Genomic DNA, 25,609 nt, shown 5'->3' with positions numbered 1-25,609 from the left:
CTAAAAAAAAGCCCAAATTCATTTTGGGCTAATCGGACGTAGAGAATGTTTATTATGATGTGGCATGGAGAAATATTTACATACTTCTCATCAGGCAAACCCACATTAAACCAATGCTTAACAACTTATTTATAATATGGTGCGAAGTGATGTTATTGGGCGCTGTCGCCACCGCTAATTGTAATCAAATGAAAAAATATTCGCACAAAGTTAATTGAGTTGTGGCAGAAGGTTGCTTGCGTGTTAATTAGCAGTTAAAGCTAAAAGTCATCCGGCTAAAAGGTATTTATTATTCCTAACGGTGGTGATTACCTGCCGTGCGCAACCGTCGATTTTTATCAACGAAGATTAAACGACAACAACCCGATACCATACGTATAACTGGCTTAACAGTAGCGTTTGAGGAGTCAGATATGAAAGCATTAGTGAATGACATCATTTCCATTTTTACCGAGAAGACAATTAACCCGGTACTGGTCCGCTCAGGATTATCTCACCGTGAAATTGCGTCGATCCACCCCGTAGGCGTGACCAGCGTGAGCTGGGTGACATCAATGGAAGAACTCAACGACGCCTTTGTGAAAAAGGCCCTGGAAGCCGGTGCAGTGGGTTATCACATCACCAATGTGGATTCCCATAAACCCGGCAATGATGGTCAGCATGTGATGGCGGCCACCGCAACGCTGTATCACATCAATGACAAAGTGGCATATGGCTAACGCGCGTGAGACACATCGCCAGGTACGCTTCTCCTGGCGATGTGTCGTTATTTAGCTGAATAATTCAGCGCCAATATAGGAACCTTCAGCCGGTGCCGGTGGAATAAAGAAAATGCCGGAACCAATATGTGAAATATATTCATTCAGCGCATCTGCCGCGCCCAGTTTGGCCTGTAATGTTTCAAAGTGCGCCGGATCATTCTGATAACTGATAAACAGCAGCCCCGCATCCAGCAAGCCAAGGTTATTAAGACCATCGGTATAATTGTAGGAACGACGAAGTATCCGAATTCCCTTGTTATTCTCATGCGCGGCCAGGCTGATATGCGCCGTTGCCGGAATAACGAGTTCTCCGCTTTGATCTTTCACTGCAAAATCAGGCTGATCAAACTCTTTGTGCCCGCTGAGCGGCGCGCCAGAAAGCTTATGGCGTCCAAATACATTGTTTTGATCGCTGACGCGGTCGGTATCCCAGTTTTCAATGTGCATGCGAATCTTCCGCACCACCTGGTAGGTACCCTGCTGCTGCCAGGCCGGGCCATCATCTTTGATCCACACATGGCGGTTAAAATCGGTTTTTTCGGTGATATTGCGCGTGCCGTCTTTGAAACCAAACAGGTTACGCGGCGTGGATTGCCCTTTCCCGGCCGAGGCACGACCAAAGCCCAATACCGACCAGCGTGTGGCCGCTGTCCCTGTCGATTTGGCGATACGTGCCAGGTTGCGTACCGCATGGTAAGCCACCTGAGGGTCATCCGCACAAGCCTGAATGGAGAGATCACCGCCAGTCAGTTCCGGGCTGAAGTTGTCGCTTGGCAGCTGAATCAACTCACGCATCAGCGCAGGCTTTTTATCCGCCAGCCCCATCGCTTCGCTGAAAATACGCGGCCCCAGGCCCACGGTGACGGTCAACGAGGCGGGTCCCAGATCCATCGCTTCGCCGGTATCATTGCCCACGCCGCTGGTGCGAGTCGGTTCTACCTGACCAATGGTTTCACCACGCATCATTTGCGCAATGGCGGATGACCAGCGTGCCAGCAAAACCTGCAAATCACGCGGATTGTGCGAGGTTAAATCAAAGGTCATAAACATAATATGACGCTGCGGTGGCGTCTCAATGCCCGCCTGACCCGCAGTGCCATAAAAAGCATGCTCACGAGAAAGATCAACACGATCCTCAGGGTTGTGGATCGCTTCATTCTGTCCATGCGCTACACTGATGGCCGGAACAGCCAGCGCACTGGCCACCGCCCCTTTCAGCAAATCGCGTCGGGTGAAATTACCGGCCTCCCTGGCCGGTTTTGACTTATCGCTCATCGATTATTTTCCGCTGGTTGCGACTTTTTCAGCGATTTTTGATAAAGGTTCCTGCAACGCCTGCACCGCACGGCTCAGTTTTGCGCCATCGGAAGCTTTCAGCTCGGCGGTGTAGTATTTGTACCCCCCCGGAATCGCTGGATCGCGGTAGGTTTCCAGTAACGCATGCACGGCAGCAAACTGCTCGCTCACGCGTTTGGTCAGGTCGGGATCGATTTTTTCCAGACCCGGTTTCAGGAAGGCAAATGCCTGCTCGGCACCCTCGATATCACCGGCGAAATCGATCAGATCAAGATGGCTGAACGCTTCTTCTTCCCCGCTGATTTTGGTGCTTTGCACTTCTTCCAGCAGATCCGCGGCGCCGTTCGCCAGGTCTTCCGGTTTGAAGTTGATGGATTTGATCAGTTTGTCCAGTTTGCCGACATTGGCCTGCAGTTCCGCCGCAGTTTGCTTCGTTTCGGCAGTGATAGCGCCTTTCTCAAACAGGTCGCGTTCAATCGCATGGAAACCGTGCCAGCCCACTTTCGGATCGAGGTTAGACGCGCGCATATCGATCAGATAGTCGAGGTTGCCCGCATTATCGGTGGCTTTAAAGCCCGGCAACACGAAACCACTGACATCAGATTCGATACGTTCATAGAAGGGACGCGCTTTGGCGTAGTCAGCTTTGGCTTTTTCCAGGTCGCCCGCATCGATATCCGCCTTCAAACGATCGACCGCCACCACCATGGCATCGACCACGCCACTGACATAAGCGCCATAACCTTTCGCCCCTTCGTTAAGTAAGGTCGCCGCGCTACCTGATGGTGCCGCCGCACTCTTGCCCGTCACGGTGAAGTTAGTCAGCTCCTGCTTCGCGCCGGGGCAATAAATCTGATAAGTGCCACCGTCCAGCGTCAGGGTGAATTTCACCGCTGGCAGGCCCGGTGCCAGGTTTTCTTTTTCACCCAGAATACGGTTGTCGCTCAGCAACTCCAGCTCAGTCAGTGACGTCGCAGTTTTGTTCACGACGGTAAAGGTGACCGGGCCCGCTTTCGCAGTGGTGTGGTCGATATGGCAGGTGCCATCGCCTTCACTGGTCATGGTGATATTGACCTGCGAAACACCGTTTTTCACAGGTGCCTGCGTTGCGGCCTGCGCATCAACCGAAAGCAGCAGAGCCGCGGAAATCCCTGCCGCAATGAGCGCGTATTTTTTGGTGAACGGTTTTGTCTTCATCGTGCCTTCCTGTTTGTTTTTCAGGCAATGTCATTGGTGAGTTGAACTGTCCAGCAGTCCCTGTTTGCTGCGTCCTCGGGCGCGATCACCTTTTAGCCGTCTGAACTGACGACTGGCTGAGAAAAAGCAGGTGAAGGCCAGAATGGCAAAAAGCGAAGGTAAAATAACGGCCCAGAAGTGGTAGACATCCTGCGCAGCCACCGCATCACGCAGGCGCTGCTCGATATCCTGTGAAAACGCCGGGCTGATCTGCCAGTCACAGCCCGCTTCTGCATTGCGGGCGCGGGCGCTGATGGTACGGGGCGATTGCAGGCCACTGCCGGATAACGTGATATAGGTTGATGAGTGCGATTCGGCGGTCACCACCACGCCACGCAGCATGGTGGCATCCACGCTGCAATTCACTGTCCATTTCGCCTGATACGGGCCGGGATGCTGCGCCGGGCTTAATCCCACCGGAATGCGGTTGCCATAGGCTTCCATCACCTGGTCCAGTGTCAGTGGCGAGCTGGCATCGGCTGGCTCATAGCTGTAATCTGCCTGCCACTCCTGCTTACCCGAAGTGGTGACTTTGCTTAACTGATCATCAGGCACCGTCAGCGCTGCGGCAGGTAGCCCCTCAAGGGTAACGGCAAACTGGGGTTTGCCTGTAGCAGGCTGGCTACTGATATGGCCCACGGTTTGCTGCGAAGTGCGACTCACCAGCGGAATTTCATCAGGGATATCGGCATTCGGTGCCGGATAAACCAGGAACAGCAGCAGAGCGGTGAGCGCCAGGCCTGCTCCGGTCACGGCGGTGAATTGCGCCGCACGTTTGGGTGCCGGTCGCAGGTGTGCTGGCCAGTAGATCAATGCCGCAACTGCGACGATGTAAATCAGCCAGCCAGCAAACTCCACCAGTCGGGGATCGGCCGGGATACCGAGCACGCCGGTGATCAGTGCAGACTGAATCGTACCCGGCGTCACCAGCCAGGTGAGGTCAGCAACGCGCTGCTGCCCCGCATTCAGCCAGCCCGCTTCATGGGCGCTGCGTAAGGCGGAGATGATTAATCCGGCGGCAACCAGAATCAGGAACAGACCCGTAAAACGGAAGAAGCGGGAAAGATTGATACGAATCCCACCGGCATAAATGCCCCATCCCACCAGAATCGCCACCAGCAAGCCCAGAACCGCACCCACCGCCGCCCAGATTGCCGATTGCGAGGCAGAAAAGGTTGCCAGTAAGAAGACGCTGGTCTCGAACCCTTCTTTCAGCACCGACAAAAAGGCCATGCTTGCCAGCGCCATCGCACTGGAACGGGTGATCGCCTCTGCAGCTTCGGTTTCAAGCTGACGCTTCAGGTTGTGAGCATGGGAGTTCATCCACATCACCATGCCAGTAACAAAGAACACCGCAACCAGGCCGATAATGGATTCCATCATCTCCTGACGTGCCTGCGGTAAGGCATTCTCAGTCAGGTTCAGTACAAAACCGACAGCAAGGGAAAGAATGACAGCACATACCACGCCCACCCACATGGCAGTCAGTGGTTTGCCATTTTTGCGTAAGAAAGCGGCGATAATACCTACGATTAATGCAGCTTCAAGACCTTCGCGCAATGCGATAATGAACGTCGCCAGCAAGTAGAGTGCTCCAGATAGTCGCTAAAAGCGTAATGATAATAATTATTAGTATCACTACACATAAAAATAATAAATATTCCCCAACAGCGACGAAGTAAAAAAAGGAAAAACACTATTTGATCTCTGGTTCGCCAGATATTATCTGGCAAACCATCGTGACGAACATCACAACATTAAGTTAACCTTAAGGAAGCCCCTGATTAATCAGGGGGCTCTTGTTTGGCGGTTTTCTGTATTAAAAATACACACCTGTGAAATTTTGCCAGCTGGGTTGTTCACCAGCCGGCAGAGGTTATTTTGCGATTGTAGAGATATGTAAAGGAAACAGATTGATATGACAGGGATTTTATTTATCAGGAGGCTGGCGGCAGCGCCTGCAATATCCGCTCAGCCTCGGCAGCACTTAGCGGATACTGATAAAACTGGCGATAAAAACGTCGCGTCGCCTCATTGATGTTCAGTGCGGGAAACAGTTCCGGGTGGAGCTTCGCGGTGGCCCACTGAATCTGCAACGCAACCTCTGTACCATAACGGTCCCACGGGAATACGCCCGCCGGATTCTGCCAGACACGATGGTTCCGCACCGCCTTCACGCTATTGAAAAGGCCCGCGTAATCAGAATCCGCCAGATTGCCCGCACCAGCACCTATGATAATCACGTCCGGGTTCCAGCGAATAACATCCTCCGGAGAAATAGGCTTCATATTGCCATCAATCCCCGCCGCCACATTGCGCCCACCAGCAAGGTTGATCCAGGTATCAATCAGCGTGTTGCGGCCATCCACTTTCAATGGATGGAGCGACTGAATATGCAGCACAGTCGGGCGCTGGCTGTTGGTCAATCCCTGAGTTTTCGCCTGAATGCTGGCGATTTGCTGATCCAGATACTGGTTATAGGCCACAGCTCGTGCCTGCGCCTCAGGCGTGCCTATCACCGCTGCCGTGGTGGTGAGAGAACGCTTCATCGAGTCGAAGTCATCAAACTGCATTTCCAGCACCGGAATGCCCGCCAGGCGGTAGGACTGGGCATCCGGATCATTGGCCGGGACAAAGACCGCATCTACATGGCGCGCCACCAGCGCTTCACTGGCGAAGGTTTTACCATGCGCCTGTAAAGCCTGGTTCAGTGACGGCTGAACCTTAAACATCCACGGCCGATCTGCCGGATGGTTTACCGTCGCGACAATGCGGTCACCCGCCCCCAGCGTCATCAGCAACGAATGATGGGCAAACCAGGCATCCGCAATATGGTTAACCGGATGGGTGATTTCCACCCGGTTACCACGATCGTCAGTCACGGTTTGCGCCAGGCCAGTGGCGCTGGCCAGCAATAACGGCAGCGCCAGCGCTAACCGGCAAATCGGTTTCAACATCGGTGTATTCCCGTCAGAAGTTAAGCTGCATGGATACCTGAACCATACGCGGCTCGCCCAGCTGGGCGCTGGCGTAACCCGAACCGCTGTAACCGTTGAGTCCACCCGGTACGATATTGGTCCAGTAGTGGCGATTCGTCAGGTTGGTCACATCCAGGCGGAAGGTGGTGGCGGTATTGAACAGTTGGGTTTTCCATGCTGTTCCTGCGTCCAGCGTGGTATAACCGCTCACCCAGCCATTGTTCTGGTTATCGGTGCTGCGCCGACCTACATAATGCAGGCCGCCGTGGATATCCGTGCCACTCAGCATCGGCAGATCATAGGCAGCAAACAGGCTGGCGACGTAGCGCGACAAACCAACGATTTGCTTATCCTCGGTCTGTTTACTGGCGGTTTTTAACAAACGCGGGTCCAGCCACGTCATGCCACCGTAAATATGTAAGCGATCAGTGACATCGCCATCAGCCATCAACTCAATACCCCGGTTACGCTGTTCGCCATCGATGGCATAGTCGCCACTGGCATTGGTATAGGCGTAAGGACGCTTGATCTGAAACACCGCGGCGGTGAGGAGAAGTTTGTTGTTAATCGCCAGTTTGCTGCCCATCTCCACCTGACGGCTGCGGTAAGGCGCGAGGATGTTCCCGGCGTTATTCGATCCGGTTGGTGCGGTATCCCCCTGTTGCAGGCTATCCGCGTAACTGACATACAGCGTCAGCGGGTCAACCGGCTTGTACATCAAACTGGCAGAACCGCTAAAGCCACTGTTTGACGATTCGCTGGTACGGCTGCCTGCTTTGTTGTAGTTGGACGAACTGAGCAAACTTTCGCTTCCTGCCAGCAACAGGCTCCATTGCGGTGAAAACGACAGGTTATCGCTCAACAGGAAGGCGTGTTGCGTGGCAGTGGCCGAATGGTAGCGATCGGTGAAATCCGGGTAATCAGGTTCAGCAAAGGCCTGCGGATTATCCAGCGAGGCACTGCCCAGCGTTGAAGTCCCCCCTGCTATCGGATTCATATTTTTCCAGACAAAACCGCGCAGGCCGGTGGAAATCTGGTGATGAATCCAGCCGGTATCCACTTCACCATTCAGATTCGCCATGTAGCTGTTGATGGTAAAACGACTGGCGGTGGCCGAGGACGTGGTGGTGGTGTAATGGCCTTTATTGTCGGTAAAGGTATTAGTGACTGCCGTTGACTCACGATCGGCGATTTGTCGTAACACCCCCACTTCGCCCTGCCAGTTGCCGTCAAAATCGTGCTTCAGATGGACGCCCGCCGTCAGCGTATGGTTGTTATCACCGGCATAGGACTGGCCCAGATGCGCAGTTTTCGGATCAGGCGCGGCGGGGAATGTCAGGCCACTGCCCAGCGCAAATTTACCCGGCAAGCCTTTGTCATAGAAATGGTAATAGCTAAAGTTGGTCTCCAGCACCGTCTTGTCGGTAAGGTTAGCATCCAGCGCCAGACTCACTAACTGACGACGTTTCTTACTGCCTTTTACGTAACCATTACCTTCATCATCCAGCATATTCAGGCGGTAGCGCAGCCGGTCGTTGTCATCCAACGGACCGCTAAAATCGCCAGACAGCAGATGGCTGAGCCCGGTTCCGCCCCCGACCGTAATGCTATGCTGCGGCGTATCGGTTGGACGCTTGCTGACAAAATTGAATAAGCCAGCCGGGTTGGCGGGGCCATAAAGCGAACCGGCCAGACCATTCAGCACTTCCAGATGATCAAACTGCTCAGCGGCGTAATCGGTGGTTGAGACCACATTCAACCCATCGATCATACTGTTTTGTACCACGCTGCCCTGCATACCCCGCGTCTGTGGACGCGCGCCATCCCCCTGTACCGAAGGCATATAGCGATAGATATCGGTGATGCTTTTCAGTTGCTGCCGCTTTATCAATTGCGGAGAAACTGTCTCAACCGACCACGGGGTATTACGTATTTCCTGGCTGCCTAAATTACCCAAGGTGGCTTTTTTATCGACAGATGAAGGGGTTTGACTGGGTACTGCGGTGACGGTTAGAGCAGGTTGCTCTGTGGTGTTTTCTGCCGCATTGGCATTAATCGCTATCAGTACGCTTAAGCTAATTAAACTGATAACCGGGGTGTTACGCGAATTAATTTTCATTTCCTGGCCATTGCTTTACTGAATAAAAAAGATTGATTTATGGTATTGTTTTGTAAGGTTATTATTATCGCTATGTAAATTATTATATATCGTTAATTTTTAAAAGAGCAATCGTATATTTAGTCATGGCACATATCGCTATATAATCCTGTGCATATCGATATCAGGAGCCATTATGAACCGCCCTTTTTCCCGCTTTGCCTTAGCCAGCGTTTTACTGCTTACTTCACTGCACAGTTTTGCCAGCCGGGTGGTCACCGATCAGATCGGCCGCCAGGTCACCCTTCCCGACAAGGTGGACCGTGTCGTGGTGCTGCAACATCAAACCCTGAATTTGCTGGTGCAACTGAACGCCACCGACAAAATCGTCGGCATCCTGGCAAACTGGAAGCAGCAATTGGGTGACGGCTACGCCACGCTGGTGCCGGAGCTCAATCACAAAGCGATGCTTGGCGATCTTACCCATGTGGATGTGGAAAGCCTGGTGGCACTCCATCCGCAGGTGGTGTTTGTGACCAACTATGCGCCGAAAGAGATGATCGATAAGATTTCCGCCCTCGGCATTCCGGTGATCGCTATCTCTCTGCGGCATGACGACGCGGGTCAGCAGGGCAAAATCAATCCCTCCATGCAGGATGAAGAACAGGCCTATAATCTGGGTATTAAGGAAGGCATCACGCTTATCGGTGAGGTGGTGAATAAGCAGCAACAGGCGCAAACGCTGATTAATGCTGCCTTTGCAGGTCGCCAGCTGGTGGCTGATCGTTTGCGGTCTGTCCCCGAGCAGCAACGCGTGCGTGCCTATATGGCAAACCCGGACCTCACCACTTACGGTTCTGGTAAATATACCGGGTTGATGATGGCCCATGCAGGGGCACTCAATGTAGCAGCTTCCACCATTCAGGGTTTTAAACAGGTCAGTATGGAGCAGGTTATTGCCTGGAATCCGCAGGTGATTTTTGTTCAGGATCGTTACCCACAGGAGGTGGATGAAATCATCCATAACCCACAATGGCAAACCATTGATGCAGTGAAAAATCATCGCGTGTGGTTGATGCCGGAATATGCCAAAGCCTGGGGCTATCCGATGCCCGAAGCCATTGGGCTGGGAGAACTGTGGATGGCGAAGAAACTCTATCCGGAAAAATTCCGCGATATTGATATGCAGAAACAGGCTGACCAATGGTATCAACAATTTTACCGGACGCATTATCATGACAACGCTGCACATCCTGGCAGCCGGTAGCCTGAAACCGGTATGGCCAGCCTTAATGGCTTGACTGTCGAGACGGATTTTGGCCCGGCAGGCCTGCTGCGCGAGCGGATTGTGGCGGGAGTTCGCTGTGATTTGTTTGCCTCAGCGAATCTCGCACATGCTGAAGATTTATTCCAGCGTGGGCTGGCGCTGAAAACTGGCCGCTTTGCGGCCAATGCGCTTTGCCTGACAGTGAAACGTGACCGCGTCACCGAACAGGATGACTGGCTTTCGTTACTGGCACGCCCCGATCTGACGCTCGCCACCTCGACACCGCACAGTGATCCCTCCGGTGACTATACCTGGCAACTGTTCGCCAACATTGAACAACATCATTCTGGATTAGGTCAGCAGATTCAGGCTAAAGCCCGCTGCCTGGTCGGCGGAACAGACAGCCTGACCGTCCCGCCGGGTGAGCTTGCCGCCAGCTGGCTTTTGACCCGGAATCACGCCGATATGTTTATTGGCTATGCCAGTTACGCCCCTCGCCTGACATCCTTTCCGGCACTCCAGGTATTTAGTATCCCGGCACCCTATAACGTTCGGGCTGAATATGCCTGGGCGCTGTGTCAGCCACAGGCATTGGTGCTGGCCGATTTCCTGCAGTCCCCGGCAGCGCAGCAGATTCTCAGGCAATACGGATTTTTAGTGGTAATGGATTGATCTCGCGCAGGGAATCACGTCTGTCAGCGCGAAATTATTTTATGGTGGCAACACGAAAACTGTGGGAATTGGCAAAAACATGATCCAGATCACATTTAACATATTGATGGCAGAGTCGGGATAAAACCCGGAAAACGGCAAAACCTGAACAAAATAACGCCACATTGGCATTCCTTCCGGCGACTCCTTCCCTTTTCCGCATAAGAAATATTTAATAATTAATCGCGAATTGATCACAGAGTAAGAACATCATTTTTGATTGCGAAACAATTTGTCATATTTAACGGGGTGAGTGGTTTTTTAATTCTGGCAGGATACGCCGCACTTAGCGCCTCCTCCTGGTCTTATTACTGTCATGCCGTGGTTTTCAAAAAACGCCGTTTTTTTTGCTGTTAAAACCTGTCTGGCCGCCTTTCTGGCATTATATTTCGCACTGGAACTGAACCTGGATAAACCTGCCTGGGCATTGACCACGGTATTTGTTTCCTCACAGCTTTATTCAGCCTCCACCATCTCCAAATCGGTGTTCCGCCTGATGGGCACCTTGTTGGGTGGCGTGTTTATCTTTTTTATCTTTCCGCTGACAGTGGAGCATCCGCTGCTGTTTAGCCTGTGCGTATCGCTCTGGGTCAGCGTCTGTTTGTACCTGTCGCTGCACGATCGCACGCCGAAAAGTTATGTCTTTATGCTGGCCGGTTACAGCGCGGCGATCATGGGGTTCCCGGAAGTCACCACCCCACTGGCAATCACCAATACGGTGTTATCTCGCATTGAAGAGATCACCTTAGGGATCGTGTGCAGCAGCCTGGTACATGGCCTGTTGTTTCCGGTCTCCATGCGCAGCCTGTTGGAGCAGAGTGTCAGCCAGTGGTACCTCAATGGACGCAAGCTATGTAGCGACCTGCTTTCCGGCATCCCGACGGATAAATCCCCTGAGCGTGATGACATTCTGATCCGCATGGCGACCAATCCGCAGCAGGTAGAAATTCTTATCACTCACTGCGTGTACGAGGGGGATGCGGCGCGTCGATTGATTCGTCTGGTCAGTGTGCAGTACCAGCATCTGTCTTATCTGATCCCAACGCTTATCGCGATTGAAATTCGCCTGCAAAAATTGTCAGCGTTGCAAATCACCTTCCCGGAAAATGTGGCACAAACCTTCCGCCAGTTCCTGCTGTGGTTACATGACGGTGAGGCGGTGGGTGAAACCAGCGATATTCAGCAGGCTTTGGCAACCTGTCAGAAGGAACTTAACGAAACCTGGCGTCTGGGCGAGTTGCCTACTGAATCCCACCTGTTACTGATCGGTGTACTGGAGCGTCTGACGGACTTTGTGCGTATCGCCGGAGCCTATCAGAGCGTAGGTGGGCTGGTGAGCGATCTTTCAGGTGATACCACCCTGGCGCGCGGCAAACGTACCCACCGCTTTTTTGACAAGGGGCTTATCCGCCTATCCGCCCTCACCGCTTTTTGTGCCACCTTCGGATCCTGTCTGGTGTGGATGGCGACGGGCTGGCGCGATGGCGCATCCGCCCCGGTGATGGCAGCTATTCTGAGTTCGTTTTTCGCCAGTCTGGATACACCTCTCACCTCCATGAAGCTATTTATTCGTGGTGTTATCGTCGCCATCTTTATCAGCGTGATTTACGTGGCTATCCTGCTGCCGCAGGCGACATCGTTTGAGGCGCTGATGATTTGCCTGGCTCCGGGTCTGATCCTGCTCGGACTGATGATTGCCCGCCCCACTACCAATATGATTGGTTTGAGTGTCGCGATTCAAATTCCTGGTTTTATTGGCCTGGGCCATCATCTGCGCCCTGACCTTGTGGCACTGACCAATACCGCCATTTCCTCGATGACTGGCGTGTTATTTGCCGTCATCCTTACCGCTATCCTGCGCAATAAAAAGCCGTCCTGGACTGCACGCCGCGCGGTACGCATTGGTCTGCGCGAACTGCTGCGTTTTATCAAAGAAACGGAACGCAACAGTTCATCGTTACTGGGACGTCAGCGTTTTATCGGCCTGATGCTGGATAAGCTGAATGTGGTGCTACCGCGCCTGCGCCTCGATCCACAACCTGATATGACCTCGGCGGGTATGCTGCTGAATGAGGTATGGCTGGGGGTCAACAGCTTTGACTACTACGCACGACATAAAGATTTACTGGCGAAATATCATCTCGATAGCGGACAGATGTTCCACGAGCTGGGTTTGTTTCTGAAGCGACGTTTGAAATCATTGCAAACCACACCCCACCCGGATCTGCTGGATGAGATCGATACATTGCTGCTGATGCTGGAGCGTCTGGCGATGTGGGACGAGAGTCTGCTGACCCCAATGTTCCATCTTGCCAGCGTGCGGCTGTATTTGTTTCCGCAGCAGGCATGGCCGGTGATGAATGCGCGCCAGGCAGAGTTGATGCAGCAAAAGATGTATCGCCTGCCGCCACGGTAATTCGTCCGATCTCCTATGAACCTGCGAGTATCTGGTCGGAATATGCAGGCTCACTCCCGGACTATTGCCAGCAGCTATTACGGGATGCCCCCGGTGATTGATAAACCCGTGCTTTCAGTCCGACGCAGCCGATCCAGCACCGCCGTCATCCCCCGGCTCACCACACGATCGTGGCGCATCACGATACCAAGACTGCGTTTCAATTCAGGTTGCGGAATAAATACGTCTAAACCCGCCCGGTCTTCCTGCTGCGCCAATGCCATCGCTGGCACCAGGCTGTAGCCCAGTCCGGCACGTACCATGCGTTTGATTGCTTCAACACTTCCCAGCTCCATCACCAGCATGGGACGCAGTCCCGCCTCGCGGAACCAGGCATCGATGACGGCCCGCGTGCCGCTACCTGACTCAAAAACGATCAATGGCAATGATGCCAGCGCCGCTGGCGTGGCCGGTACTGCAACGGTTTCCCTGCTTTCGCCTGACACAATTAGCCTGAAATCCTCTTCATATAACTGACTGACATGCACACTTTGGCTGCTAACCGGCAACGTGACCAGGCCGATATCCACCTGATTCTCTTCTACCGCGCGTATAATGGCGGCGGTGTTGCCGGTCCTCACGTCCACTTTCAGCTGTGGATGCTGCTGGCGTAATTGTTGCAGCAGCGGAGGCAATAAATGAATGCAGGCGGTCGCGCCGGTGCCAACGATCACCGTACCGCTGATCTCATCAGCATGTTGGGTGACGGCGGCCCGTGCCGTGGCAATCACGCTGGCAATATGTTCACTGTGCTCCAGCAGCGCCTGCCCTGCTGCGGTGGCCCTGACCCCGCGCCCGGTGCGTTCAATCAGCCTTGTTTGCAGTGATTGCTCCAGCTGACGGATTTGCAGGCTGACAGCCGGTTGCGAAAGGCCCAGCGCATCTGCCGCGCCGGAAAAACTGCCCCGACTGATAACCAGGCGGAAGGTATCCAGATGATCGAGATTGAGACTGGCCATCTCTAAAAATTCCTTATAGCGTGGATAAGCGCGACAGGCTGCCACAGATTCAGGCAACAGGTTAGCCTGAATGCAGATAACAAACGAGAGTCGTACCATGGAAATTTTGCTGGCAGAAGAACAACATATCCCCGCTATCCAACAGATTTATGCGCACCATGTGTTATACGGTTGCGCGACCTTTGAAACCGAACCGCCTGATGAAGCCACCCTGCTGGCTCGCCTGCAAAAAATTAACGCCGCCGGGCTGCCGTGGTTTGTGGCAATCGAAGACGGTGTGGTGCTGGGCTATTGCTATCTATCGCGCTGGCGCGAACGGTTTGCCTATCGCTTTAGCCTCGAAGATTCGGTGTATATCGACCAGCGATATACCGGACGCGGTATCGGCAGAAAATTGCTGGCGCAGTCGTTGTTATGGGCCGAACAGCACGGATATCGTCAGATGATAGGTGTGGTAGGCAACAGCGAAAACGATGCCTCTATCGCCCTGCACCGTTCAGCCGGTTTTACCGTTACCGGCACGCTACGCTCGGTGGGATTCAAACACGGCCGCTGGCTGGATACGGTGATTATGCAGCGCGAATTAGGTACCGGAGACCGTACCCTGCCCTGAACAATAGCGGGTAAACAGGTCTACCAATGCAATCACCTGGTCATCCAGCGGGATCAGTTCCTTTTTCACAATCAGATGCATCGGCGTACTGCGCCGACCACCGTGATTAAGCGGTAACGGTTGCAGCACTCCCTGCCGGAGTGCCTCATCGATGCGCTCCTGCGGTAGCCAGCCATATCCCACCTGGTGCATCACCGCTTCAACCGCCGTATCTACCGTCGAGAAAAACCATTGTTCTGATTGCCCCACCGAGGCATTCGGCGCCTGCGAGCGCGAAGTACCGATGCGGATTTGCGGATAGCGTGACAGGTCATATTCCGTCAGCGGCTGCGCTAAGCTCAGCAGCGGATGGTCGCGATGGATAACCGCGAGAAAATCAACATTCATCAGCCATTGCCCGCGTCCGGAGACGTCTTCGCGGCGCGTCATCACCATCACATCGGCGTCAGGCACCGCCGGATGCAGCGGATCGTCATATTCCAGCACCTCGGTCAGTTGAATTTGCGTCGCCGGGTATTGTTGCTGGAACTGCTGCAACACGCGAAATAGCGTCTGACGGGGAAAAATATTGTCAACCACCAGTTCCAGCTGGGTACGCACCCCGTCATGCAAGCTGGCCGCGCGCGACTCCAAAACATGGAAGGCATTCAGCAATGGACGCGCCTGCGCCAGCAGAGTTTCCCCCTGCGGGGTCAGCAGCGCACGCCTGCCTTCAATACGCAGCAATGAAATCCCAAGGCGTTGCTGTAGCAGCGAGAGATTGTAGCTGACGGATGACTGGCTGCGATTCATGGCCTCCGCCGCCTGATTATATCCGCCCAGTTCAACGACTTTATCCAGGATCGCCCATTGTTCCAGCGTGGTCTTAAACATGAATACATCCATTATTTAGATTAAAACTATCCAAAAATAGCGTTATTCATTCATTTTTTACAGAGGTATCGTTAGTTCATCAACTGAAGGAGATGAAAAATGAGCACCTTTGATAAACAAGATTTGAGCGGTTTTATTGGTAAACACCTGGTCTACACCTACGACAATGGCTGGAATTACGAGATCTACGTGAAAAATGCCACCACCCTCGACTACCGTATTCACAGTGGTCTGGTGGGAAATCGCTGGGTGAAAGATCAGCAGGCTTACATCGTGCGGGTCGCCGACGCGGTGTATAAAATTTCCTGGACCGAACCGACCGGCACCGACGTCAGCCTGATCGCCAACCTCGCTGACCTTGTCTTTCACGGCACCATTTTCTTCCCGCAGTGGGTGATGCTGAATCCGGAAAAAACCGTCTGCTTCCAGAATGATCATCTGAGTGAAATGGCGGCGTATCGTGAACAGGGACCCACTTATCCAACCACAGTGATTGATGAATTTGCCACCATTACCTTTGTGCGCGACTGCGGTCCCGATGATGAGAGCGTGATTGCCTGTGCGGCGAGCGAACTGCCCGCCGACTTCCCAGCTAATCTGCGTTAATCCAGCCAGGCTGCGCTGTGGAAATCGATTTCCCAGCGCAATACCTCCGCATACAGCTTTGACAGCCGCTGCCGTTCGCTTTCCGGCAGCGTGGCTGTGCAGGCATCCAGTTCGGCTTTCAGCCAGCTCGCCTGTTGATAAAATGCCTCCTCGGCATGCAACTCCACCCAGCGGCGAACATCTGCATCGCTTTGGGTTTGCTGGACCACCCGCGCGCACCAGTGGTAGTACATCCATTCGGCACCAAACATGATGGTGATGATGTCGGCATAGCTGCCCTGCTGCGCCGTGTGCAACATGCCCTGATCGAAACGTTGAACCCCAGGCAGATCGCCCGGAACACTGGCCGGATCAATATTGCGCCGCGCATAAACCTCTTCAAACCAGGCAATCTGCGTATCAACCAGCGCATTCAACACCGTAATCAGCCAGCGCTGCTGGCGGATGCCGGGCGCTTTGCTGATGCCCAGCGCAAAGATGGCGATAGCGGTAGCAACAAAGTTGCCTTCAAATACCAGATACCGATTGAATACCGCCTCATCGAGCTGATCCTGTTCAATATCCAGCACGAAACGATGTTGCTGCATTTCCTGCCAGAGTGCCTGATGTTCCTGTAACAGACGATCGGTGAATGACATCACTCCTCCTCCAGCACGGCTTTGGCCACATTCATAAAATGTTTCACGCGCGCCAGTTCCACTTCATTCCACCAGACACCATCACGTTTCAGCGCGCTGGCCACAATCACGCCCTGAGTGCGACCGAGAATTTCGCAGACGTTACCCGGCGTAACACCCGATCCCACCAGCAACGGCAACGAGGTGGCACTGCGGATTTCATCGATTTCGCTTAAGGTGGCGCTATCGCCGGTGCGTTGCCCGGTGGCAATCACTGCATCCGCTTCAAAGAACTCCACATCACGGGTGAGCTCAGGAATGGAACGATCGGCGACAATCGCATGGCTGCCATGCTTCACATGGCTGTCGGCAAACACCCGAATATGCTCAGCGCGTAGCTGGCTGCGATAACGCAACGCTTTGGCCGCTGCCCCCTCAATCAAACCTTCATTCGCCACATAGGCATTGGCCCATTGATTGACCCGGATAAAATCCGCGCCACCGGCCAGCGCCGTTGCCAGTGCCGGGATCGCCGCATTCGCCAGCACGTTAATTCCCAGTGGTACACCAAAACGGCTGCGAATTTTTTCGGTGATCACCGCCATAAATGCGGCTGTCTCCGGGCCGATATCCTCCGGTTTCGAAAACGGAATATCGCCATGATTCTCAACAATCAAACCATGCACCCCGCCTGTCAGATAATTTTCCGCATCCCGCAGTGCGCGTTCGATAATATCGGGAACAGGCGCGCCGCGATATTTTGGCGAACCGGGAAAAGCATCACAATGAATAACTCCTATCACTGCTTTTGAACGTGAAAATATTTCTTGAATTGCATCACTCTTTTCTGATGAGATAACTGCCATCTTAATCACCTTTTCGAGAAAACCATGCATATCTATGTATGCGGTAATATTACCGTTGATGAATTCTGGCAGGTTGATCATTTTCCTGCCGAGGGTGAATCCGCCCTGGGAAATAAAGTCCATAGTGATGTGGGTGGCAAAGGCTCCAACCAGGCGATGGTATTATCCCGCTGTGGTATTGCCACCACATTAATTACTGCTACCGGCGCAGATTCACAGGGTGAATGGTTACGCCAGCGCGCCAGTGATGAAAGATTGACGCTGTTACCTTCTGCGGCCACCGTTACCTTTAGTGACAACTCGGTTATTTTCACCACGGCTGATGGCAACAATGCCATTATGACCAGCAATGCCGCCGCAAATAGTCTGACCCCGGAAAGCGTTAGCGCACATTTAACAGCGGCGCAACCGGGAGATATTTTTTTACAGCAGGGAAATCTCTCCCCGCAAACCACTCTGGCATTGTTCCAGCAGGCTAAATCCCGGGGCATGACCACGGTATTTAACCCTTCCCCGGTGAATCCGGATTTTGCCCACTGCTGGCCCTGGGTAGACATCGCGGTCGTCAATCAGGGAGAAGCGGCCTTACTGATCCCGATGCTGCCACCGCACGGCAGCCTGATCACCACCCTGGGCGCTGCCGGTGCGCAATTACAGCGTGACCAGCAGAGCTGGCAGGTCGCCGCCGTCAAAGCCGAGGTTATCGATACCACCGGCGCGGGTGATACCTTCCTTGCCGTGATGCTGGCCTCCAGCCTGCTGCGTCAGACCCTGCCGGACGCGCTGGCATTGCGTCATGCCACTGCGGCCGCAGCCATCACCGTCAGCCGCCGGGGGACCTGGGGCGCATTTCCCACCCGCTCAGAGTTACAGGTCATTCTGGCCCGGCGTTAATGCCGGACCAGAGGTTTATTTGAACATGGCGCGATAGCTGCCCACGTTCTCTTTGGTCACCACCGTCGCCGGTACCTGGATGTGTTTCTGCACCGTTTTACCGGCGCTGATGGCATTCAGGGCTTTGACGGCTTCTTCACCCATTTTTTCCGGGTCCTGTTGCAGTACCGCCACCACATAACCCTGATCGATACCGCTGATGGCGCGGGCAGTCAGGTCCCAGCCAAACACCTTGATATCCTTCTGACGTCCCTGGTTTTCCACCGCCGCAATCGCGCCGAGCAGTGCCGGTTCACCGGTGGCATAAATCGCGGTCATGTCCGGGTTGCCGGTAATCAGGTTTTCCGCCGCCGTCATCGCGTCATCCTGGATGTTGCGGCCATCAACCACATCGGCCACGCTGATGTTTTTATTGCTTTTGATGGTGTCTTCAAAGCCTTTCTGGCGCTCATTCTGGATGGCAGAATTCAACGCGCCAACAATACCGACACGCGCTTTGCCGCCCATACTTTTATCAACATAACCCAGGAAATATTTGCCGAGGATCTTACCGCCTTCAGCGTTATCTACCCCCACCTGAGCCGCTTGTGGGCCAGCGGGTAATACCGCATCGATAGCAATCACCGGAATGTTTTTCGCTGCCGCTTCTTTTATTGCGGGCATGATGCCATTGACGTCAATGGCATCCACCATAATGCCTTTCACGCCCTGTTCAATATAGTTTTCAATCGCATCGTTTTGTGAAACAGGATTATCGTTAGCGTTAAAGATAACGACATTTTTACCGCTGGCTTTTGCCGCTTCCTGCGCGCCTTTATTCATCTGATTAAAAAATAAGGCCTGCTGATTGATCTGCACCAAAGCATAATCAGCTGAAGCCGCCATAACGGAAGTAGTCATTATCGAAGAGAGAAGTACAACACAGGAAAGAACGCTTTTCTTGCTGGTGTTAAATAACATCATCGTTGCCCTCATCAAAAAGTGTCTGCACCCTGGTGGGTAAGTTTTTTGCGGGACAAATATCTGGAACAGCAAACATAATGTCTGCTGCCTGCATTGGCGACCTTTATTACTTTTCCGTCACGAACTCCGTTCGGTGGCTGGATGAAAAGCGCTAAAGGAAAAACGGCATCGGATAAACTGGGTATTAACATTCTCCGAACGCAATAAAATGTCAAGCGAATATTTTAAGTGCAGCCGCAGTAAAAAGTCTGTCGCTGGCAGGGAAAAATGTGTTAATGCTGTGGCCGATAAAAGGTGTGCACTCATGACAAAAAAACGCGTTTTACTTTCAGATGTGGCGCAACTGGCCGGGTTGTCAAAAGCAACCGTGTCGCGCTATCTCAATCATTCGCTGGTTCTGCCGCAGGATACCGTTACGCGTATCGAAAACGCGATCCGTCAGCTGGATTATCGCGGCAACTCGCTGGCACGCCGCTTAAGCAAAGGCGGTAGTGAAACACTCGGCCTGGTGCTGCCCGATATTACTAACCCCTTCTTTGCCGAACTGGCCGATGCCGCCGAAGAAGCCGCGTCACAGCGTGGCTACAGCCTGGTGTTATGCATCACCCGCAACAACCCGGACAAGGAATGCCAGTTTATTCGCTGGCTGGATACCTGCCAGGTGGATGGCCTGCTGTTCACCACCAACCGCCCGGATAATGGCCTGCTGCGCAAAGAGGTCCAGCGCCAACAGCGTATCGTCTTGCTGGATGAGGATATTCCCGGCAGCAACGTGCCGAAAGTATTCGCCGATAACGTCCAGGGCGGCAAACTGGCGACGGAGCAGCTGATTGCCGCCGGACATCGGCAGATTGCTTTTGTTGGCGGTCCCGATGCGTTGATGAGCGTGCGCGAACGTTACCAGGGTTTTTGCCAGGCGATGCAACAGGCCGGGCTGGCAGTGGTGCCGGAATGGGTATTGTTTGGCAAATACGAGCGCAGTTTTGGCGCGCAGGCCCTGCACCATTTCTTTGCCAGCGAACCACGCCCGAGTGCGGTGTTCGCCGCCAGTGATTATCTGGTGCTCGGGTTACTGGATGGCCTGCGTGAACGCGGGTTACGTGCGCCGGAGGCCCTGTCACTGGTAGGATTCGATGATGCCAGCTATGCCGATTTCACCCAGCCGCGTATCTCCACCATTCGCCAACCCGCACGGGATATGGGGCGTGCCGCCGTTGAACAGATGCTGAACCTGCTGCACGGCGACCTGCCGCTTCCCCTGGAAACCCGCCTGCCGGTGGAATGGATCGCCCGCGACTCTATCAGCCCGCTGTCCAACATGCGCTAAATTGGCGCATCGTTGCACCCTGCTGGCTCATCACGCTTAAAATCTCCGCCACCAGGTAAACCGGTTTACCTGAGTGAAAAAAATATTTCACCAAAGTAAACATCAGGTTGCACAAGGTTGCATGAGGTGATTTTTTCACCTGGCACAGTCTCTGCTATCTTTCCAGTGGCGAACAAATATCTCTGCAAGACATGCGTTGGTCAGCGACATGTTTTACGCGCATCGGGTAAACCGGTTTACAAGATGTAAACCCTTACCGCGTAAGGCGTCCGCTGATGCAACGTCTCCGTTTGAATCACAAGGGGAGTGTTGAGATGCAACAGCAGCAACGTGCCGCCCCGGCACGGGTTGAGATGATCAATATCACTAAAACCTACGGCTCGATTCGCTCGCTGCGCGGTGTGAATCTCGAGCTGGCACCCGGTGAAGTGCTGGGTCTGGTCGGTGACAACGGTGCCGGTAAATCCACGCTGACCAAGGTGCTGTCCGGTGCCGTGGTGCCTACCAGCGGAGCAATTCGTATTGATGGCGAGGAGCAGCGTTTCGCGAATCCCGCCGATGCCCGACGTTGCCATATCGAAATGGTTTATCAGGATTTGTCGCTGTGCGACACCGTGGATGTCGCGGGTAACCTGTTTATGGGCCGCGAACCGATGAAACACTGGCTGGGCGTGCCCTTTCTCGATCAACAAAAAATGCATGCCGATGCGCGTGAAATGCTAAAGGGATTGGGGATTTCCATTCCTGATACCCGCCTGCTGGTGCGTAATTTGTCAGGTGGGCAGCGTCAGGCGATCGCCATTGCCCGTGCGGCAGCGTTCGGTCCGAAAGTGCTGATTATGGATGAACCCACAGCGGCGCTGGCCGTGGCCGAGGTGGAAGCAGTGCTGGAGCTGATCAAACGCGTCAGCGCCCGTGGCGTTAGCGTGATCCTGATTACCCACCGTTTGCAGGATCTGTTTCTGGTGTGCGATCGCATCATGGTGATGTACGAGGGCACCAACGTGGCGGACCGCCGGGTGGCCGACACCAGCCTGAGCGAAATCGTCAACCTGATTGTCGGCGAGAAATTCAGCGCGCCGTCCGCCCACGCCCATTAAGGGAACGAGTATGAGTATGGTTAACCTCTCCGGTACACGCATGATCCAGCATTCGCTGCCCAGACGCCTGCTACATAACCATTCTGGCGTGGTCAGCATTGCGCTGTTTTTTGTCTTCTGCTGTGTGGTGTTTTCACTGATCACCAGCAACTTTCTCACCACGCCTAACTGGCTCAACATTATTCGCCAGAGCGCACCTCTGCTGATTGTGGCGACGGCGATGACGCTAGTGATCACCACCGGCGGCATTGATCTCTCGGTAGGATCGACGCTGGCACTGGTAGGCGCGTTGTCCGCCATTGCCCTCAACAGCTGGGGCTGGCCCTGGTACTGCGTACTGATTGGCGGCCTGGCAATGGGCGCGTTAGTCGGCGCGATTAACGGTTTCTTTATTGCTTACGAGGGGATTCCGGCGTTTATCGTCACCCTCGCCACCCTGGCGGTGGTGCGGGGCGTGGCGCTGTTGATCACCCAGGGCTACTCGATCCCGGTCCCCGCCGATAGCCCGTTTACCTTTATGGGCCGCGCCTGGGTGATGGGTATCCCGATGCCCGCCCTGATCGGCATTGTGGCGCTGATTGTCGGGCATGTGGTGCTTAACCATATGCGTTTTGGTCGCTATGTCACTGCCATCGGTGCCAACGCCGAAGGTGCCCGCCGTAGCGGTATCAATACCAAAGCGGTGGTGATGCGTGTTTACATTATCAGCGGCATGGCAGCCGCGCTGGCAGGCATGATCATCACCGCCCGTCTCGGCAGCGGTTCCTCTAATCAGGGCGAAGGGTTTGAATTGCAGGTTATCGCTGCCGTGGTGCTCGGCAGCACCAGCCTGTTCGGTGGTTTTGGCACGGTGATCGGCACGTTATTGGGTGCGCTTTCCATCGCCATTATCCAGAACGGGTTGATTCTGTCGCATATTTCACCGTTCTACACGCAAATCGCCACCGGCGCGATCATCCTGCTCGCCATCTGGATCAACACACGCATTCTCAACCCGGCACGCGCCTCTGCCAAAGGATAGCTGATGAAAGGTTCACTTTTTCGTCATCCCGAACCGCTGCCGCTCGGCGTGCAGAGCGGTTATGTGATGACGGTCCTCGGCCCGCTGCCGCTGGACCAGATGGGTGTCACGCTGATGCATGAACACATTTTGCTGGACGCCTCGGGCAAATGGGTACCGCCCTGCTGTTGCAGTGAGCGTCATATCGCCGAGATGCCGGTACGCATCGAAAATCTCGGTGAATTGTCGCTCAATCCGCTGATGAGCCGTGATAACTGCCAGCTGTTTGACGTCGATGTGGCGATTGAAGAGTTGATGAAGTACCGCGCCCTCGGTGGGGAAACGGTGGTTGATCCCACCAATATCGGTATTGGCCGCGACCCTAAAGCGTTGCAACGTATCGCCCGTCTCACCGGCCTGAACATCATCATGGGCACCGGTTTGTATCTGCAACCGTCGCACCCGGAGTGGGTAAAAACCACCAGCGTGGAACAGCTGACGGAAAAACTGATTTATGACCTCGGTGGACTGGCGGAAAAACCTGAGGTGCTGGCCGGGTTGATTGGTGAGATTGGCGTATCCAGCCGTTTCACCGCCGATGAAGAGAAATCACTGCGGGCGGCGGGACGCGCCAGTGCGGCCACCGGGGTGCCGATTGAGGTTCATCTGCCTGGCTGGGAACGCCTTGGCCACAAGGTGCTGGATATTCTGGACCAAGAAGGTGCCGATCTGCGGCATACCGTGTTGTGCCATATGAACCCCAGCCATGCGGATAAAAGTTATCAGCGAGAACTGGCCGATCGCGGTGCGTATCTCGAATACGACATGATCGGCATGAGCTACTACTACGCCGATGAACAGGCACAGTCCCCCTCCGATGAAGAGAATGCTAACGCGATTTGTGCACTGATCGATGACGGCTATCTCCAGCAGATTTTGCTGTCGCAGGACGTATTCCTCAAAACCATGCTGACGCGTTACGGCGGCCACGGCTACGGCCACATCCTGAAAAATTTCGTACCGCGCCTGCGCCGCCACGGTGTCAGCGGTGAACAGTTAGAAACGTTGATGATCGCCAACCCACAGCGGGTATTTGGCGCGTAATGGAGAAAATCATGACGAAAAAGGTTCTGCTGGTGGGTGAATCCTGGACCAGCACCTCAACACATATCAAAGGCTTTGATCAATTCGCGACCGCCACCTGGCACAACGGTGCGGTGGATTTCCTCGCGGCGTTGCAGGACAGCGCGTATCAGGTCACCCATATGCCGGTACACGAAGCCCCTGAACAGTTCCCGCTGACGCTGGCTGCATTACAGGAATGGGATGTGATCATTCTGTCGGATATTGGTGCTAACACCCTGCTGCTGCATCCCGCTACCTGGCTGAAAAGCCAGCGCACCGCTAACCGCCTGACATTACTGCATGATCATGTTGCTCAGGGGGGTGCGCTGATGATGATTGGCGGTTACTACAGTTTCCAGGGCATCAATGGCGGCGCACGCTACCGCAACACGGCGGTTGAACAAACGCTGCCCGTACGGTGCCTCGCCTGGGATGACCGGATTGAGCGCCCTGAAGGCTGTTACCTGGAGCAAACCCAGACGCATGGCATTCTGGAAAATCTGCCTGCGGAGATGCCGTGGCTACTGGGCTATAACGAAGTCGAAATGCAACCCGAAGGGCAGCTGCTGGCGACCGTCGCCGGGACAACGCACCCGTTGCTGGCAATCCGCGAATATCAGCAGGGACGCACGCTGGTGTGGACCAGTGATATGTCTGCGCACTGGCTGCCACCGGAATTTGCGCAATGGCCCGGATTTCGCCAGCTGTGGCTCAATTGCCTCGACTGGCTGACCGGATCACCCGCATGAGCGCGTTACGCGATCTGACGCAGCAATTGCTGCGTTTTAACACCATCAATCCACCTGGTGACGAAGCTGCATGCATGGCGTGGCTGGCAGATTACCTCCGCGCTGTGGGTTTCCAGGTGCAGCAGCATAGTTTTGGTGAACGGCGAACCAATTTGATTGCCATGTTACCGGGCAAGGCTAACGGCAAGCCGCTGGGTTTTACCGGACATCTGGATACGGTGCCGCTGGGCGTGGCTGACTGGCAATATGACCCTTTCGGCGCAGATATCGTTGATGACCGCATCTATGGACGCGGCAGCAGCGATATGAAAGCGGCGATTGCTGCCTTTATCACCGCCTGTCAGCGTCACAAATCCGCGATTATGGCGGGCAGTGGCGTGGTGTTGTACCTCACAGGCGGTGAAGAAACCGGCTGCGACGGCGCGCGGGCTCTGATCGGTGACACCGCGCTGCCTCAGCCGGGCGCGTTAATCGTCGGCGAACCGACGGCTAACTATCCGGTGATTGGTCATAAAGGTGCGTTGTGGCTGCGCTGCGAAACCTGCGGGAAAACTGCGCACGGCGCGATGCCGCATCTGGGTATTAACGCTATCTATCTGGCGGCGGAGGCGCTGGGGAAGATCCAGCACTTCTCTCCAGGTGCGGCACATCCGCTGATGCAGCAACCCACGCTGAACGTGGGACGCATTCAGGGTGGGTTAAACATCAACTCGGTGCCGGATCGCACCACCTTTGATGTCGATATCCGCACCGCGCCAAATCTGCAACATGGCGAAATCCGCCAGCGTCTTACCACGACCCTCGGGGAAAACGTATTCGTTACCACGCTGGTAGATTTACCTGCGGTGTTGAGCGCTGAAGAACATCGCTGGATGCAGCAGGTGTTTCAGTTATGTCAGCCACTACACGCCGAACCGCTCACGGCGCGGATTGTGCCCTACTTTACTGATGCGTCGCTGCTGCTACCGGCACTGGGTTCGCCGCCGTGCGTCATTCTTGGGCCGGGTGAACCAACCATGGCGCATCAGACTGATGAATATTGCCTGCTGTCACGGCTGGAAGAGGCAGAGAATTTATATGGGGAATTGATTGCAGCGTGGATGGCATCGGCATAA

General features: G+C 54.3%; 22 protein-coding genes and 1 pseudogene. 13 read left to right on the top strand and 10 right to left on the bottom strand.

The window, feature by feature from the left end; all coding sequences use genetic code 11:
* The first annotated feature begins 413 nt into the window (after positions 1-413).
* Entirely contained in the window at positions 414-719 is a 306-nt protein-coding gene (locus RCF31_RS20730) for a DUF1471 domain-containing protein (RefSeq protein WP_299449877.1), read from the top strand.
* 51 nt (positions 720-770) lie between these two features.
* Here RCF31_RS20730 and efeB read toward each other — a convergent pair whose 3' ends face one another.
* The 5 genes from efeB to RCF31_RS20705 all read right to left on the bottom strand — a co-directional run bounded on the left by efeB (position 771) and on the right by RCF31_RS20705 (position 8,390).
* Positions 771-2,036, bottom strand: a complete 1,266-nt coding sequence (gene efeB, locus RCF31_RS20725; protein WP_299449876.1) for an iron uptake transporter deferrochelatase/peroxidase subunit — start codon at positions 2,034-2,036, stop codon at positions 771-773.
* Positions 2,037-2,039: 3 nt separating this feature from the next.
* A complete protein-coding gene (efeO, locus tag RCF31_RS20720; protein ID WP_299449875.1) occupies positions 2,040-3,254 on the bottom strand; it encodes an iron uptake system protein EfeO in 1,215 nt (404 codons plus the stop codon).
* Positions 3,255-3,284: 30 nt separating this feature from the next.
* Entirely contained in the window at positions 3,285-4,877 is a 1,593-nt protein-coding gene (gene efeU, locus RCF31_RS20715) for an iron uptake transporter permease EfeU (RefSeq protein ID WP_416413675.1), read from the bottom strand.
* A 353-nt stretch (positions 4,878-5,230) separates the two neighbouring features.
* Entirely contained in the window at positions 5,231-6,250 is a 1,020-nt protein-coding gene (locus RCF31_RS20710) for an ABC transporter substrate-binding protein (protein WP_416413674.1), read from the bottom strand.
* A gap of 13 nt (positions 6,251-6,263) precedes the next feature.
* Positions 6,264-8,390 carry a TonB-dependent receptor gene (locus RCF31_RS20705; RefSeq protein WP_416413673.1) on the bottom strand — a complete coding sequence of 709 codons (2,127 nt, stop codon included), beginning with the start codon at positions 8,388-8,390 and terminating at the stop codon, positions 6,264-6,266.
* 175 nt (positions 8,391-8,565) lie between these two features.
* On the opposite strand from RCF31_RS20705, the gene RCF31_RS20700 reads away from it, so the two are divergent.
* The 3 genes and pseudogenes from RCF31_RS20700 (at position 8,566) to RCF31_RS20690 (ending at position 12,763) form a co-directional block, all read left to right on the top strand.
* Positions 8,566-9,636: an ABC transporter substrate-binding protein gene (locus tag RCF31_RS20700; protein ID WP_416413672.1), complete on the top strand. Its 1,071-nt coding sequence runs from the start codon at positions 8,566-8,568 to the stop codon at positions 9,634-9,636.
* Positions 9,605-10,308, top strand: a pseudogene (locus RCF31_RS20695) (substrate-binding domain-containing protein). Before RCF31_RS20700 ends, RCF31_RS20695 begins: the two are co-directional and overlap by 32 nt.
* A gap of 355 nt (positions 10,309-10,663) precedes the next feature.
* A complete protein-coding gene (locus RCF31_RS20690; protein ID WP_416413671.1) occupies positions 10,664-12,763 on the top strand; it encodes an FUSC family protein in 2,100 nt (699 codons plus the stop codon).
* Between the two features lie 77 nt (positions 12,764-12,840).
* Here the strand turns inward: RCF31_RS20690 and RCF31_RS20685 are convergent, their stop codons facing one another.
* On the bottom strand, positions 12,841-13,761 hold the full coding sequence (locus RCF31_RS20685; protein WP_416413670.1) for a LysR family transcriptional regulator: 921 nt from the start codon (positions 13,759-13,761) through the stop codon (positions 12,841-12,843).
* A gap of 97 nt (positions 13,762-13,858) precedes the next feature.
* Between RCF31_RS20685 and RCF31_RS20680 the strand changes: the two genes are divergently transcribed.
* Entirely contained in the window at positions 13,859-14,374 is a 516-nt protein-coding gene (locus tag RCF31_RS20680) for a GNAT family N-acetyltransferase (protein WP_416413785.1), read from the top strand.
* On the opposite strand, the gene RCF31_RS20675 is transcribed toward RCF31_RS20680, so the two are convergent.
* On the bottom strand, positions 14,345-15,247 hold the full coding sequence (locus RCF31_RS20675) for a LysR family transcriptional regulator (protein WP_416413669.1): 903 nt from the start codon (positions 15,245-15,247) through the stop codon (positions 14,345-14,347). The genes RCF31_RS20680 and RCF31_RS20675 overlap by 30 nt on opposite strands.
* 99 nt (positions 15,248-15,346) lie before the next feature.
* On the opposite strand from RCF31_RS20675, the gene RCF31_RS20670 reads away from it, so the two are divergent.
* On the top strand, positions 15,347-15,853 hold the full coding sequence (locus RCF31_RS20670; RefSeq protein ID WP_310616208.1) for a phenolic acid decarboxylase: 507 nt from the start codon (positions 15,347-15,349) through the stop codon (positions 15,851-15,853).
* Here RCF31_RS20670 and RCF31_RS20665 read toward each other — a convergent pair.
* Together RCF31_RS20665 and RCF31_RS20660 are read right to left on the bottom strand one after the other, a co-directional pair.
* Entirely contained in the window at positions 15,850-16,491 is a 642-nt protein-coding gene (locus RCF31_RS20665) for a TenA family protein (protein ID WP_409521786.1), read from the bottom strand. The two genes, RCF31_RS20670 and RCF31_RS20665, sit on opposite strands and share 4 nt — an antisense overlap.
* The gene (locus tag RCF31_RS20660; protein ID WP_416413668.1) at positions 16,491-17,336 is read right to left on the bottom strand and encodes a BtpA/SgcQ family protein; all 846 of its coding nucleotides are present in this window, start codon (positions 17,334-17,336) and stop codon (positions 16,491-16,493) included. The genes RCF31_RS20665 and RCF31_RS20660 overlap by 1 nt, the downstream gene beginning before the upstream one ends.
* Positions 17,337-17,360: 24 nt before the next feature.
* Between RCF31_RS20660 and RCF31_RS20655 the strand changes: the two genes are divergently transcribed.
* Entirely contained in the window at positions 17,361-18,230 is an 870-nt protein-coding gene (locus RCF31_RS20655) for a PfkB family carbohydrate kinase (RefSeq protein WP_416413667.1), read from the top strand.
* A 15-nt stretch (positions 18,231-18,245) separates the two neighbouring features.
* Here RCF31_RS20655 and RCF31_RS20650 read toward each other — a convergent pair whose 3' ends face one another.
* Positions 18,246-19,130: a substrate-binding domain-containing protein gene (locus tag RCF31_RS20650; RefSeq protein ID WP_416413784.1), complete on the bottom strand. Its 885-nt coding sequence runs from the start codon at positions 19,128-19,130 to the stop codon at positions 18,246-18,248.
* Between the two features lie 367 nt (positions 19,131-19,497).
* Here RCF31_RS20650 and RCF31_RS20645 point away from each other — a divergent pair, with 367 nt between their 5' ends.
* From RCF31_RS20645 to RCF31_RS20620, 6 genes are all read left to right on the top strand, one after another.
* Positions 19,498-20,520, top strand: a complete 1,023-nt coding sequence (locus RCF31_RS20645; RefSeq protein ID WP_416413666.1) for a LacI family DNA-binding transcriptional regulator — start codon at positions 19,498-19,500, stop codon at positions 20,518-20,520.
* A gap of 353 nt (positions 20,521-20,873) precedes the next feature.
* Positions 20,874-21,620: an ATP-binding cassette domain-containing protein gene (locus RCF31_RS20640; RefSeq protein WP_299451136.1), complete on the top strand. Its 747-nt coding sequence runs from the start codon at positions 20,874-20,876 to the stop codon at positions 21,618-21,620.
* A 10-nt stretch (positions 21,621-21,630) separates the two neighbouring features.
* Positions 21,631-22,641 (top strand): ABC transporter permease, encoded by a 1,011-nt coding sequence (locus tag RCF31_RS20635; protein ID WP_299450917.1) that lies wholly within the window; start codon positions 21,631-21,633, stop codon positions 22,639-22,641.
* 3 nt (positions 22,642-22,644) lie between these two features.
* Positions 22,645-23,724, top strand: coding sequence for a phosphotriesterase family protein (locus RCF31_RS20630; protein WP_416413665.1), 1,080 nt, complete (start codon positions 22,645-22,647; stop codon positions 23,722-23,724).
* Positions 23,725-23,735: 11 nt separating this feature from the next.
* A complete protein-coding gene (locus tag RCF31_RS20625; RefSeq protein WP_416413664.1) occupies positions 23,736-24,494 on the top strand; it encodes a glutamine amidotransferase in 759 nt (252 codons plus the stop codon).
* A complete protein-coding gene (locus RCF31_RS20620) occupies positions 24,491-25,609 on the top strand; it encodes a M20 family metallopeptidase (RefSeq protein ID WP_416413663.1) in 1,119 nt (372 codons plus the stop codon). The genes RCF31_RS20625 and RCF31_RS20620 overlap by 4 nt, the downstream gene beginning before the upstream one ends.

The sequence above is a fragment of the Pantoea sp. App145 genome, assembly GCF_047947045.1.
GTDB lineage: Bacteria > Pseudomonadota > Gammaproteobacteria > Enterobacterales > Enterobacteriaceae > Pantoea.
Note: the sequence above shows the minus strand (reverse complement) of the source record. Positions and strands in the feature narration are given on the sequence as shown.